Origin of the sequence: Streptomyces sp. TP-A0356, assembly GCF_001417775.1 — a bacterium.
Taxonomy (GTDB): domain Bacteria; phylum Actinomycetota; class Actinomycetes; order Streptomycetales; family Streptomycetaceae; genus Streptomyces.
In genome coordinates this window covers 217,924-231,972 of record NZ_BBZJ01000019.1, presented here as the reverse complement: position 1 = coordinate 231,972, position 14,049 = coordinate 217,924, and the positions used below count along the sequence as shown (strand labels likewise).

Here is a 14,049-nt window from a genome sequence, read left to right as displayed (position 1 = left end):
CCGGCGCAGTGCTTCGGGCAGACTGTGCGCCCCCGCATTTGCACCCTGATGCCCCCCTGTGTCGGGTCGGCATGCCACCATCGTGCGGGCGGTGACTGGTGATACGAGATCAAGAAGAGACGATGAAGCAGCAGGGCGTGCACCCCGATGGCGCGGAGGGCACCTCTGAGGGTTCGTCGCGCCCGGACACCGCCACCGCGGGCGGGAACGCCGACGACGGGGCGCAGATGAAGACGCCGGCCGAGGACGGCGCGCACCAGGACGACGGCGCGCACCAGGACGACCGCGCGCACAAGGACGACCGCACGCATCAGGACGACGGCGCGCACAAGGACGACCGCACGCATCAGAACGACGGCGCGCACAAGGACGACCGTACGCACCAGGACGACGGCGCCGACGAGGAAGCGCGCGCCGAGGGGTCGGCACGGCGGCCGGACGGGCCGGACGAGGACCGCGCCGACGCCCACAACGACGAGGTCGAGGGCGACGAGCCGCTGCTGCCCGCGCGTGTGCACCGCCCCTCCGATCTCATGCGCCTCCTGGTGGGCGTGCTGGCGATCGTGGTGCTGCTGGCCGTCGCCGCGTTCGCCCACGGCACCACCTCGGGGCTCGAACAGGACATCAACAAGGGCACGGGGCAGGCACCCGATCTGCTGATCAAGATCGCCGGTCTGGCGTCGAGCATCGCGATCCTTCTCGTGCCGGTCGCCTTCGCGATCGAACGGCTGATCAAGCGGGACGGGCTGCGCATCGCCGACGGCGTTCTCGCGGCGGTCCTCGCACACGGCGTGACACTGGCCACGGACCTGTGGGTCGCGCGGGCCGCGCCGCCCTCCATTCAGGAGGCTCTCACCCAGCCCTCCCCCAGCGACGTCCATGCCCTGACCGACCCGGTGCACGGCTATCTCGCACCCGTCATCGCCTATATGACAGCCGTGGGCATGTCACGCAGACCGCGCTGGCGCGCCGTGCTGTGGGTGGTGCTGCTGCTCGACGCCTTCTCGATGCTGGTCACCGGCTACACGACGCCGTTCTCGATCATCCTGACGGTGCTGATCGGCTGGAGCGTCGCGGCCGGCACGCTGTACGCCGTCGGCTCGCCGAACGTACAGCCCACCGGGCGGACCCTGATGGCGGGCCTGCGCACGGTGGGCTTCCGGCCGGTGAGCGCGGCGCGCGAGGAGACGCCCGACTCCGCGGACAACGGCGATCGCGGCCGGCGCTACTTCGTCACGCTGGAGGACGGCTCGCCCCTCGACGTCACCGTCGTCGACCGCGAGCAGCAGGCCCAGGGCTTCTTCTACCGCGTATGGCGGCGGCTGACACTGCGCGGCATCACCACCCGGCGCAGCCTGCAGTCACTGCGCCAGGCCCTGGAGCAGGAGGCACTCCTGGCGTACGCCGCGATCGCGGCCGGCGCCAACGCGCCCAAGCTGATCGCGACCTCCGAGCTGGGTCCTGACGCCGTGATGCTCGTCTACGAGCACACCGGCGGCCGCACCCTCGACCAGCTGGCCGACGCGGAGATCACCGACGAGCTGCTGCACGACACCTGGCACCAGGTCCGGGCGCTGCAGTCGCGGCGCATCGCGCACCGCAGGCTGGCCGCAGACGCCATCATGGTGGATCGTTCCGGCACCGTCGTCCTGACCGATCTGCGCAGCGGCGAGATCGCGGCCGGCGACCTGGTGCTGCGGATGGACATCGCGCAGCTGCTCGCCACGCTGGGGCTGCGGGTCGGGGCCGAGCGTGCGGTGGCGTCGGCGGTCGCTGTGCTCGGCCCGGACGCGGTCGCCGACTGTCTGCCCATGCTGCAGCCGATCGCTCTGACGCGCTCCACGCGCGCGACGCTCAGGAGACTGGCCCGGGAGCGGGCCCACCGTGAGCGGGAAGCCGTCCTGGAGGCGTCCCGGCAGGCCAAGGCGGCCCGTCCGGAGGAGGGCCACGACGGCACCGAGGCCGCCGCCCTCGACAAGCCCGACAAGAAGTCCGTACGCGCCGCGCAACGGGCCGAGAAGCGGGCGCTGGACGAGGCGCTGGACGAGGCGCGCGAGGAGGACCTGCTCACCCAGATCCGCCACCAGGTGCTGCGGATCCGGCCGCAGGCGCCGGTCGAACCGGCCCGTCTGGAGCGGGTGCGGCCGCGTACGCTGATCAGCTTCATCGCCGGTGCCATCGGTGCGTACTTCCTGCTGACGCAGCTCACGCACATCCAGTTCGGGACGGTCTTCGCCAACGCGGACTGGCGCTGGGTGGCGGCGGCCGTGTTCTTCTCGGCGCTGAGCTACGTCGCGGCGGCGATGGCGCTGCTGGGCTTCGTGCCCGAGCGGGTGCCGTTCCTGCGGGCCGTGGCGGCGCAGGTCGCCGGGTCGTTCGTGAAGATCGTGGCGCCCGCCGCGGTGGGCGGTGTGGCGCTCAACACCCGCTTCCTGCAGCGCGCGGGGGTCAGGCCGGGACTGGCGGTGGCGAGCGTCGGCGCGTCGCAGTTGTTCGGACTGGGCTGCCACATCCTGATGCTGCTGTCCTTCGGCTATCTCACCGGCACCGAGAAGACGCCGTCCCTGTCGCCGTCCCGCACGGTCATCGCCGGTCTGCTGACGGTCGCGGTGCTCGTCCTGGTGGTCACGTCGGTGCCGTTCCTGCGGAAGTTCGTCGTCACACGGGTGAGATCGCTGTTCGCGGGTGTCGTACCGCGCATGCTCGACGTGCTGCAGCGTCCCCAGAAGCTGATCACGGGCATCGGCGGCATGCTGCTTCTGACCGCGTCCTTCGTCATGTGCCTGGACGCCTCGATCCGGGCATTCGGGCACGGCGAGAAGACCACGCTGAGCCTGGCCAGCGTCGCGGTCGTCTTCCTCGCGGGCAACGCGCTCGGTTCGGCCGCCCCGACCCCCGGCGGCGTGGGCGCGGTCGAGGCGACCCTGACGGTCGGCCTCATCGCCGTCGGCCTGCCCAAGGAGGTCGCGGCGCCCGCGGTGCTGCTCTACCGACTGCTGACACTGTGGCTGCCTGTGCTGCCGGGATGGCTGTTCTTCAATCACCTGACACGCAAGGGCGCGCTCTAGGCCTGCGCGGGGGCAAGGACCGGGCACGCGCGCGTGCATGGTGCCAACGCGACACGCGGTCCCGGGCCAGTGCCTCACCCGCACGGCCCACGCCCCGCGCGCACCGACCCGTGCGGCCGCACGATGGGAGCATGCCGAATCGTCACCGGATCAGCGCCACTGCCCTGGCCGCCGCAGCCGTCCTTCTGTCCCCTCTGCTGACGGGCTGCGCCAACGGCCCCTCGACCAGGGCTCTGCCCGTCAACGGGGGTCTGTCCAGTCAGAAGCTGAGCTGGAGGGACTGTCCGCCGCCCGCCGCTTCGGAGGGCGGCGGCAGCGCTCCCTCGCCACTGCCCGACGGCGGCCGCTGGCAGTGCGCGACCATGAAGGCGCCCCTGAACTGGGACAACCCCAGGAGCGGCACGATCGACATCGCGCTGATCAGGGTGAAGGCCAGCGGTCCCCCGAGTCGGCGGATCGGCTCCCTCGTCTTCAACTTCGGCGGCCCCGGCGGCTCCGGTGTCACTACGCTGCCCGCCTTCGCCCAGGACTACGGGGCCCTGCGCGCCCGTTATGACCTGGTGAGCTTCGACCCGCGCGGGGTGGGCCGCAGCGCGGGCGTCAAGTGCGAGGACGACCAGCAACTCGACGTGTACTTCCAGCAGGACGCGATCCCCGACAACGCGGCCGAGCTGAGGGCTTACCTGAACAACACCAAGCAGTTCAACAACGCCTGCACGCAGCGCTCCGGCACGGTACTGCCCCATGTGCGCACCACCAACGCGGCCCGCGACATGGACCTGATGCGCGAGGTGCTCGGGGACGCCAAGTTGAACTACTTCGGCATCTCGTACGGCACCGAACTCGGCGCCGTCTACGCGCACTTGTTCCCCAAGAACGTCGGAAGGACCGTGTTCGACGCGGTCGTCGACCCGACGCTGAGCCCGGAACAGAGCGCGCTGGGACAGGCCAGGGGCTTCCAGCTCGCTCTCGACAACTACGCCCGGGACTGCACCTCGAAGAGCACGGCATGCCCGGTCGGCACGACGCCGCAGGACGTCGAGAACCGGATCGTCAAGCTGCTGAGGGACCTGGAGAACAAGCCGATCCCGGGCATCTTCCCCCGTCGGCTGACCCAGACCGCGGCGACCAGCGGCATCGCCCAGGCCCTGTACTCCAAACAGTTCTGGGGCTACCTCACCGCGGGCCTGCAGCAGGCGTACACCGGTGACGGCAGGGTGCTGATGCTGCTGTCGGACTCGATGAACGGACGGAACGAGAACGGCCAGTACAGCAACCTCGTTCCGGCGAACGTCTCCGTCAACTGCGCCGATGAGAAGCCTCGGTACACGCCCACCGACGTGAAGGCGAAGCTGCCGCAGTTCCGGTCCGCCTCCCGGGTGTTCGGCGACTTCCTGGCCTGGGGCATGCTCAGCTGCACCAACTGGCCGGTGAGGGGAGCCGCCGACCACCCGAACGTGTCCGCGACCGGTGCCGCGCCGATCCTCGTGGTCGGCAACACCGGGGACCCCGCCACCCCGTACGAGGGCACGAAGAAGATGGTGCAGCAGCTGGGCAAGGGCGTCGGCGTCGAGCTGACGTACAAGGGCCAGGGGCACGGCGCGTACGACAGTGGCAACACGTGCGTGCAGAGCACGGTGAACGGCTATCTGCTCAACGGAAAGGTGCCTTCGGCGGGCACCGTCTGTTCCTAGACTCCCGCGACTCGGGGAAGCCGGGCGTGCAGGTCTCCGGCGGGCTGTGGAGCGACCCTCAGCCCGCCGGGACGGGTGGTCAGTAGACCGGCTTGTCCGGCTCGATCTGGTTGACCCAGCCGATCACGCCACCGCCCACGTGGACGGCGTCGGCGAAGCCCGCCGACTTCAGGACCGCGAGGACTTCCGCGCTGCGGACACCCGTCTTGCAATGCAGGACGATCTTCTTGTCCTGCGGAAGGCTCTCCAGGGCGGAGCCCATCAGGAACTCGTTCTTCGGGATCAGCCGCGCGCCCGGGATGGAGACGATCTCGTACTCGTTCGGCTCGCGGACGTCGATGATCTCGATGTTCTCGCCGTCGTCGATCCACTCCTTGAGCTGCTTCGGAGTGATCGTCGAGTCGGCGGCCGCGGCCTGGGCCTCCTCGGAGACGACGCCGCAGAAGGCCTCGTAGTCGATGAGCTCGGTGACGGTGGGGTTCTCACCGCAGACCGCGCAGTTCGGGTCCTTGCGGACCTTGACCTGGCGGTACTGCATCTCCAGGGCGTCGTAGATCATCAGTCGGCCGACCAGCGGTTCGCCGGTGCCGGTGAGGACCTTGATCGCCTCGGTGACCTGGATGGAGCCGATGGACGCGCACAGCACACCGAGGACGCCGCCCTCGGCGCAGGACGGCACCATGCCCGGCGGCGGGGGCTCCGGGTACAGGCAGCGGTAGCAGGGGCCGTGCTCCGACCAGAAGACGGAGGCCTGGCCGTCGAAGCGGTAGATCGAACCCCACACGTACGGCTTGTTCAGCAGCACGCAGGCGTCGTTGACCAGGTAGCGCGTCGCGAAGTTGTCCGTACCGTCGACGATCAGGTCGTACTGGCTGAAGATGTCCATCACGTTGTCGGCTTCGAGCCGCTCCTCGTGAAGGATCACGTTGACGTACGGGTTGATGCCCTGGACGGAGTCACGCGCGGACTCGGCCTTGGAGCGGCCGATGTCCGACTGGCTGTGGATGATCTGCCGCTGCAGGTTCGACTCGTCGACCTCGTCGAACTCCACGATGCCGAGCGTTCCCACGCCCGCCGCGGCCAGGTACATCAGTGCCGGCGAGCCCAGACCCCCGGCGCCCACACAGAGCACCTTGGCGTTCTTCAGCCGCTTCTGCCCGTCCATCCCGACGTCGGGGATGATCAGGTGGCGGGAGTACCTGCGGACCTCGTCTACGGTGAGCTCGGCAGCCGGCTCGACCAGGGGTGGCAGCGACACGGGGACTCCGTTTGTCGGTCGATCACTACGGTTGTTCTCCTCGTAACACTGCCACGCCCTTCTTCATTCCGAGACACCCGGTCCGATCCGCGAGACGATTTCGTCCCAGTAGCCGGGCAGGCACTCCCAGGGGTCGGTGCGGCCGCCGTGGTCCGTACGGTCGGTGAACCAGATGGTCGAGGCACCCTGCCAGCGCGCGATGCGCAGCGCCTCGTCCAGGTGCCCGCGGGACACGCCGTGCACGAAGTGGCAGAACCGCTCGGGCGGGTGGTCTGCGGTCCACTCGGCCACCTGCGACCAGCGGTAGTCGCTCCAGGATCCGGAGAAGGTGACCAACTGGTCGGCGCTCTCCGCGTATCCGGGATACGGGTGGGTGCCGTGTCCCAGGACGATGTGCCCGTGGTCGAGGAGCGCGCGAAGTGCGGTGACCGTGCGGCGGATCTCCGCGAGCGCGGCCCGTTCGGTCGGGCAGCGCTCCAGGAGGAAGCCGTCGACCCGGTACCAGTGGAGATACCGGTGCGCCTCCTCCATCAGCTCGCCGAAGGCGCGTGCGCCATAGGTGACGTCGAGGTGGCCGAGGACCCGGACGCCCGCGGCGTGCAGTCGTTCCGCGGCCCCACGGCAGTGCGTGTCGGGCCTGGTGCCGGGACCGCCGCTCACGTTGAGGACGGCCCAGTGCACCGGGGCACCGGGGCGGGTGAGTTCGCTCCACTCCAAGGGCGCGAGGAGGGGGTGCGCATAGCCGGGAATGCCGAGGCCCGGGCCCAGATCGGTACTCGCGGTGCCCGCTGTGGCGCTGGTCAGATGCGGCATGCCGCCTCCATCCAGATGTCGGCGAGCGACTCTTCGAGGTTGATCCGGGGCCGCCAGCCGAGCCGGTCGCGGGCGGTGCGCACATCGGCCTGCTGCCAGCTGCCGCAGCCGTCCGGGTAGGGGTAGGCGATGGGAAGGGCGTGCTCGGGGTCGTGGCGCGGGTGGCCGATGGCCGGGCGCACCGGGCCGGGAGGGCCGTCCAGTTCGTGCAGGGCGCCGCCGTATCCGGCCACCCGGGCGAGGACGGCGGCCGCGTCACGGAGGCGTACGGCGCGGCCGGAGCCGATGTTGATCACGCCTTGGGCGGCGGAGAGGGACGCGGCGTGGACGGCGCGGGCGACATCGCGTACGTCGACGAAGTCACGCTGCACGCCGAGGCCGCCGAGCTTGAGTTCGCCGTCGCCCGACTGCATGGCTCGGCGCATGGCCTCGGCAAGGCGGCCGAGCGGGGATCCGGCGGGGGTGCCGGGCCCGGCGGGCGAGAACACGCGGAGCACGACCGCGTCGAGGCCCGAGCCGAGGACCAGTTCGGTGGCGGCGAGCTTGCTGACGCCGTACGGGCCGCCCGGGCGCGGGACCGCGTCCTCGGCCGTGGAGGAGCCGGGCTGGCTGGGGCCGTACTCGGCGCCGCAGCCGATCTGTACCAGGCGGGCCCCACAGCCGCTGCGGCGCAGGGCCTCGCACACGGTGGCGACGGCGACGGTGTTGTGCCGGGTGAGGTCCCGGGCGCCGCCGCGGATGGCTCCGGCGCAGTTGATGACGACCCCGGGGTGGACGGCGTCCAGGAAGCGGGTGAGTGCGCCGGGGCTGCCGGACGCGAGGTCGAACCGCACATCGGCGTCGTCGCCGCGGCCGAGCGCGGTGAGCTGCACGGCCGGGTCGGCCAGGAGGCGGTCGGCGACGAAACGGCCCAGGTATCCGTTGGCTCCGATCAGCAGGACCCTCATCGGGCGGCTCCCGGGGCGGGTTCTCCGGTTCGGGAGGTGATCATCTGGCGTTCTCCTTCAGGGTGGTGCCGTGGAATGAGAGGGGCCCGCGGTGTCGGCCCCGCGGGATGGGTGTGCCGGGGAACGGGTCCCGGGCAGCGGTTGCGGCTCATGCCGTCGGGGGTTGGGGGGCATGGGCCGGGGCTCAGGGCGATCCTGGCGGCCGGGCGTGGGCCGAGGCCCGGGTCAGGGTGTGGATCGCGTGGATCAGCAGGGTCAGGGCGGCCAGGGCGCAGAAGAGGGCGGGGACGGCGTCCGCGCCCCAGGCGTCGGCCAGGGTCTCGACCGGCGTGGCCAGGAACGAGCAGCCGGGGAGCCGGCCGACGAAGACCGTGATCAGCGAGGTCGCCTCGGCAGCGGCCGCGGTGCCGAGGACGGCGGCGGGGACGCGGCCGAATCCGTGCGCGAGGAGCAGCCGGGCGAGCAGCAGGAGTGCGCCCAGCGCACCGGCTCCGGCATACCCGGCATACCCGGCGGGCTCGCCGAGCAGCGCGCCGCACAGCGCGAGCAGTGCGCCCAGGGCGCACAGGAAGAGTCCGAACACGCCGAGGAGCAGCGGGGTGACGGAGGACGCGAACTCGTCCAGGCCACGGCTGGCGGCGAGTGCCCGGCGGGCGCGGACGACGAAGAGACGGGCGCACCAGGCCCCCGGGCCGCAGGACAGGGCGAGAGCCAGGGCTGATGCGGTGGCCGTGGGCCAGGGGCCGTGCGGGCCGCCGTCCAGGGCGGCGCGCAACAGGCCGTCGCCGAGAACGGCGTAGGCGAGCAGCCAGCAGGTCCACGCGTGAGTGACGGCCGGCGTGGTGCGGGCGGGGGCGCGCAGCGGGCCACGGCCGAGCGCCGCGCGCAGGCCGAGTACGACGGCGAGGACGCCGAGCGCGACGACCGCCGAACGGGGGCGGCCTTCGGTGAATCGCAGCCCGATGACGGTGGCCGTGCACAGCGCGCCGGGGAGCAGGGCGAGCGCGGCCCAGGCCCACGGTTCGCGGGGGTCGTCCGAGGGGGCGGGTGGCGGGGGGAGCTGGTCGCCGTCGCGTGGTACACGCGCGTACATCTCCTCGGCGAGCGAGAACACGTCCCGGTGCCGGAAGCGGGCGGCGGTCCGGTCGGTCAGTCCGTGGGCCTCCAGAGCGGCGGCGATCTCCAGGGGGTCGACGGCCCGCTCGCACAGTTGGCGGTGCCGGTGCATGAGGGCCTTGACGGGGTCGACGGCGCCGCGGCGGGCGGGGGGCTTGCGAGCGGGGTCCGCGCTCTGGTCGGGCGCGGGGCTGATGACGCCGACGGATCGGGGCGCGCGCTCCGGCGCGGCGGAGTCGGGGCGCGCCTCCGCGCGGGAGGCGGAGTCGGGGCGCGCCGCCGCGCGGGAGGCCGAGCCGGGGCATGCCTCGGCACTGGAAGCCAAGTCCGGCCGTGCGTGGGGATCGTCGGGCAGCCGGGCCCCCATGAGCCACGCCTGCGACCGGTCGTCCCAGGCACCGGGGCTGCCCGGGGTGCCGGGCCGGTCCAGTCCTCGCGACTCGCTCATCGCGCGCCCTCCGCCGTCGGGACGGGTTCGTCGAGGCGTGCGAAGGCGCGTAGGGGCGCCGTCGCTGGGCCCGGCGCCCGGGCCCAGCGTGGTCTCACGCCCACCGACCGCAGCTCGGTCCAGCGGCCGGGCAGATGGGCCTCGGCCGGCGTTCCGAAGGGCAGCGGTTCGCCCGCGTCGTCCACGAGCACGCGCCGCATCGGCGAGTGCGAGAGGATCTCCAGGTAAATGCCGTGAAATGCCGCGACGTTCTGCTCGACGGTGAACAGTTCGACGGCTCGCGCGCGGGCGGCCGCGCCGAGGCGTTCACGGCGCTTGGGGTCGCGCAGCAGCGCAATGCACGCCTCCGCGAGCGCCCGCGGGTTGCGGGGCGGAACCACGAGGCCCGTACCGCCGATGACCTCCACCACCGCGCCCACGTCCGTGGAGACCGTCGCGCGGCCGCAGAACATGGCTTCCACCAGGCTGATCGGAAACCCTTCGACGACGCTCGACAGGACGACGACCGCCCCGGCCGCGTACGCCTCCGCCAGGTCGGGCACCTCCGGGCCGCCGATCTCCTCGAAGGACACCGGGTTGTCGCCGACGTCGTGCACGCCCTCCGCCTCGTCGGGGAAGAGCTGCGCGGCCAGTGCCCTGCAGTGCCCGAGGTAGGCCACGCCGTCGGCGTCCGCCGCGGCACCCACGATCCGCAGCCGCGCCTTCGGCTCCTGCTTGCGGATCTCCGCGAAGGCGTGCAGCAGGGAGATCAGGTCCTTGGCCGGTTCGACACGGCCGACCCAGACCAGGGTGTACGGGTCCGCGCCGTCGGCCGACTCGCCCACGTCCGTGAAGCGGGACGCCTCCATGCCGGGGTAGACCGTGCGCAGCTTGGACCGGTCGGCGCCGCACCGCTCCTGCCAGCGGCGGGCGTGAGTGTTGCCCGGGGTGATGCGGGCGGCCCGCTGGTACACCTCGGCCGCCAGCCGGCGGTGGAAGGAGGCGAGCAGCGCGCGCACCGGGGGCGCCCCGTCCGGCGCCTCCAGGTAGTGCGCCCGCAGTTGCACCCCGTACTCGGTGACCAGCAGCGGGACTCCGGCGAAGTACCCGGCGAGCAGTCCGGTCAGGGCCGCGGCGCCGCCCGTCGTGGCATGACAGAGGTCGACCGAGCCGAGCCCGTCTTCCTCGTACCAGTCGAGTGAGAGGGGGCGCAGGGCCCGTTCGACATGCGCGGCGACTTCGAGCAGTTCGGGGACGCGCGCCGCGCGCGCGGCGCGCAGGGCGCCCGGTGCCCGGCAGGCCTGTTCCAGGGCGCGCACGGCGGTCTCGGAGCGCAGGGCTGCCACCAGTCCGCCTACGTCGCGGGCGAGTTCGGCGAGTGCGTAGAGGGCGCTGCCGAAACGGTCCGCCTCGGGGTCGGCCGGGCCTGGGGTGCTCTGCGGCGCCCCGGTCTGGGGTGCGGTGCACAGGGCGGCGGCCAGTTCCGCGTACGCCTCGGCGAACTGCCGTCGCGCCCGGCGCCCGTGGACGGCCCCGTCGTGCTGCGCGGTCCACAGGGGGGCCGTCCGCACCCGGCTGACCTGTGACGGCAGCGGGATCCAGCCCTCGGTCTCCTGCCGCTCGGTGCGGCTGAGCGCGTAGATGTCGAACTCGTGCTGCCCGAGTCCGCGCACGAGCCGGTCGCACCAGAGCCTCGCGTCACCGCTCGCATACGGGTAACCACCCTCCGTAATCAGTCCGATGCGCACGAGTGCACCCCCGATCTCCCGTCTGGGGAGCCGCCCCTTGCCCCGGCGGCTCGCAGCGGGACGAACGTATGCGGACATGACGGTGGCGCGACGGACGGTTGTCCATCGCGCCACCAAAAGGGGTGAACGGTCGTAACTTTCCCACGCGGACCGCGTTCGGTCGCGCTAAGACTCCGTCGCCGTCAACTCCCGGGGAAGGGCCAGGGGTTGGGCAGACAGTGGATTCCGTCGTGGTCGAGGAACTTGGTCTGCTGCTGCATGACCGGGGCCAACGCGCCGTTCTTGGTGCAGGTGACATGGCCGTAGCCGAGGCGATGGCCGACCTCGTGGTTGATCAGCATCTGCCGGTAGGCATGAATGTCGTCACCGTACGTCGTGGACCCCTGTGCCCAGCGATAGGCGTTGATCAGGACGCGCTCGGTGGAGGCCGAGTCGCACGAGACGTTGTCCTCCGCGGTGTCGAGGCCGGACTTGGCGCACCAGGCGGCGGTGGTGCCGGGGCTGGCGAGCGTGATCACGAAGTCGGGCTTGCCGGAGTAGACACGCTCGAAGGTGCGGGCACCGCTGTGGGCCCAGCTGCGGTCGTCGTTGAGGGTCTTCTGGACGGCCTGCGCGAAGAGTTCGCCGTCGAGGCCGAGCCCCTTCTCCACGTCCACGCGGTAGGTGTACTTCCGCCCCGTGCCGGGTGCCTTGGCGAAGCCCGGGACCGCTTCGAACGTGCCAGGCCCCTTCAGCGTCTCGCTGAGCGGGTACTTCCTGTCCATGGCCTGCTCGTACGGCGGTGTCGTCGCGCTGGGCGAAGCGGAGAGGGCCGGGCCGGTGTCATGGGTGTCGGGGACGCGGTCGGGGGCGGCCCGGAACGGCGCCGCGGCGCCGTTCTGCCCGTCGGCGACCTGGCCGGCGACGACGACCGCGAGCACGGTGGTGACGGCGGCGGCCGCTATCCCGGTGAACGTCCGCCCCTTGCCGCCGCCCTTGCCCGGTACCGCGTCGGCCTCGGTCGCCCCGTCCGCGTCGGTCTCCGGTTCCGGAGCGGTGGCGCGGGCGGCGGCGAGAGGAGCGCGGGCGGCCACGCCGGAGCGGCGGGGCGCGAAGACGTCCTCGCCCTCGTCGCCCTCCTCCTCGTCGAAGGCGTCCAGGTACTCCTGGCGTGGGCCGGGCCGCGACCGCTGATGCGGAATGCGGGGCACCTCACGGCCGGGCGGGGCGGCCTGAGTCGCCCCCATGGGCACGGCTCCCCCTGTGAACTCGCCCCAGCCACCGCCGGCTTCACGCTGCTGGGGGTGACCGCCGCGGACCTGGGGGGTGCCGTGAGCGGGGGTGCCGTCGGGGAAGCGGGGCACACCATGAGCGGGCGTGCCATCGGGGAAGCGGGGCACACCATGAGCGGGCGTGCCATCGGGGAAGCGGCGCACGCCACGCGCGGAGGTGGCGCCGCCGAAACGCGGCACACCCTGCGCCGGAGTCCCGTCGGCCCCACGAGGGGCACCCTGCGCCGGAGCACCACCAGCGAAACGTGACATCCCGTGCGCGGGCGTGCCATCCGGCAGACGCGAAACCCCGTGCGCGGGCGTGCCATCCGGCAGACGCGAAACCCCGTGCGCCGGCGTGCCATCCGGCAGACGCGCTGTGCCGTGGCCGGGCGTGCCGGCCGGGGGCCGGGGTGCGTACTGTGCCCATGTGCCGTCCGGTGGACGAGCCGGACCCGCCGCATCGAGCGTCGAGCGATCCGCAGGACTCGCGGGTCCCGGCACCCCCGGCACCCCCGGCACCGACGGCCCCGCCGCGCCACGCACCGGACCGTCCGTGGGCATGGTCAGGCCGCGTGCCGAGGTGTCGGCCGCCGAGCTGCCCGGCGCCGCGCCCGTCTCCTTGTGTGTCCTGTCGCCCCGCCCCTTGCGGCTGTGGCGTCCCACGCCGCGCCTCAGCTCCCCACACCGGAGGTGTCGGACGCGCCCGTCGCCGTGGAGCCGCCGCGGTCGGCGCCCAGGCGCTCGGTCCCGTCCTTCGCCCCGGGCAACTCGCCCGTCTCCGCGAGCAGTTCGCGGAACGACGCGGCCAGCAGCTCCGGGTACTCCATCATCGCGACGTGCCCCGCCTCCGGCAGGGTCAGCAGCCGGGAGTCGCGGAAGGCGCGCGCCGCTCGCTGGGCCATCCGGAACGACACCAGCTGGTCCCGGCCGCCGTACACCAGCAGCGTCGGGGCGAGGACCCGCTCCGCCTGGCGCCACAGCCCGTGCTGGCCGCCCAGTGTGTACGCGTTCACGATCCCGCGCGCCGAACGGGCCATCGCGTCCCAGAAGTACGGCAGCCGCAGCCGCCGCTCCATCTCCTCGACCGCGTAGCGGAAGCCCTCCCGCGTGACGCGCCCGGGGTCGCCGTAGCAGAGCGCCATGACCCCGCGGACGCGCTGCTCGGCCGTCCATTGCCTGGTGTACCGGGTGAAGAGGGCGGCGACCCCGGGCAGGGCGAGCAGCCCCGTCGGGATCGCGCCGCGCTGCACGAAGATCTCGGGGAGCGCGGGCGAGACGAGCGTGAGCGTACGGACGAGGTCGGGGCGTACGGCTGCCACGCGCGTGGCGACGGCTCCGCCCATCGAGTTGCCGAACAGGTGCACGGGACCGCGCCCGGCCGCGTCAAGGTAGCGGATGACCGCTCGCGCGTGGCCGGTGACCGAGTAGTTGCCGTCGTCCGGCGGCGGCGAGTCGCCGAAGCCGGGCAGATCGAGGGCCTCGCCGTCGACGACCCCGTCGAGCAGCGCCATCAGCGCCGACCAGTTCTGGGAGGAACCACCGAGTCCGTGGACGTACAGCGCGGGCGGCAGTCCCTGGCGCTCCGGCGGCCTCGACCGTACCGTCAGCGTGATCCCCGGCAGTCCCACCGACCTGAGCCGCTCGCCCTCCTCGACCCTGACGGGTGCGACCTTCGGCAGCACATTGGAGGCCGGGACGGACGGCGACTCTGTCGAAGACATGCGG

9 protein-coding genes are annotated in these 14,049 nt (G+C 72.4%); 2 read left to right on the top strand and 7 right to left on the bottom strand.

Annotated elements, in window-relative coordinates; genetic code table 11:
• Positions 1-122: 122 nt before the first annotated feature.
• Positions 123-3,068, top strand: a complete 2,946-nt coding sequence (locus ASC56_RS17930) for a lysylphosphatidylglycerol synthase domain-containing protein (protein ID WP_055492439.1) — start codon at positions 123-125, stop codon at positions 3,066-3,068.
• Positions 3,069-3,199: 131 nt separating this feature from the next.
• Positions 3,200-4,762 (top strand): alpha/beta hydrolase, encoded by a 1,563-nt coding sequence (locus ASC56_RS17925; RefSeq protein ID WP_055492438.1) that lies wholly within the window; start codon positions 3,200-3,202, stop codon positions 4,760-4,762.
• A 79-nt stretch (positions 4,763-4,841) separates the two neighbouring features.
• On the opposite strand, the gene moeZ is transcribed toward ASC56_RS17925, so the two are convergent.
• The 7 genes from moeZ to ASC56_RS17885 form a co-directional block, all read right to left on the bottom strand.
• Positions 4,842-6,020: an adenylyltransferase/sulfurtransferase MoeZ gene (moeZ, locus tag ASC56_RS17920; RefSeq protein ID WP_055492437.1), complete on the bottom strand. Its 1,179-nt coding sequence runs from the start codon at positions 6,018-6,020 to the stop codon at positions 4,842-4,844.
• Positions 6,021-6,083: 63 nt separating this feature from the next.
• On the bottom strand, positions 6,084-6,833 hold the full coding sequence (locus tag ASC56_RS17915) for a spherulation-specific family 4 protein (protein ID WP_055492436.1): 750 nt from the start codon (positions 6,831-6,833) through the stop codon (positions 6,084-6,086).
• Positions 6,821-7,780, bottom strand: coding sequence for an NAD(P)-dependent oxidoreductase (locus tag ASC56_RS17910; protein ID WP_055492435.1), 960 nt, complete (start codon positions 7,778-7,780; stop codon positions 6,821-6,823). The genes ASC56_RS17915 and ASC56_RS17910 overlap by 13 nt, the downstream gene beginning before the upstream one ends.
• A 184-nt stretch (positions 7,781-7,964) precedes the next feature.
• Positions 7,965-9,344 (bottom strand): hypothetical protein, encoded by a 1,380-nt coding sequence (locus tag ASC56_RS17905; protein ID WP_055492434.1) that lies wholly within the window; start codon positions 9,342-9,344, stop codon positions 7,965-7,967.
• Positions 9,341-11,071, bottom strand: coding sequence for a DUF3492 domain-containing protein (locus ASC56_RS17900; protein WP_055492433.1), 1,731 nt, complete (start codon positions 11,069-11,071; stop codon positions 9,341-9,343). The genes ASC56_RS17905 and ASC56_RS17900 overlap by 4 nt, the downstream gene beginning before the upstream one ends.
• Before the next feature lie 182 nt (positions 11,072-11,253).
• Positions 11,254-12,297 carry a DUF3152 domain-containing protein gene (locus ASC56_RS38135; protein ID WP_055492432.1) on the bottom strand — a complete coding sequence of 348 codons (1,044 nt, stop codon included), beginning with the start codon at positions 12,295-12,297 and terminating at the stop codon, positions 11,254-11,256.
• Between the two features lie 698 nt (positions 12,298-12,995).
• Positions 12,996-14,045, bottom strand: a complete 1,050-nt coding sequence (locus tag ASC56_RS17885; protein ID WP_055492430.1) for an alpha/beta fold hydrolase — start codon at positions 14,043-14,045, stop codon at positions 12,996-12,998.
• Positions 14,046-14,049: the final 4 nt, after the last annotated feature.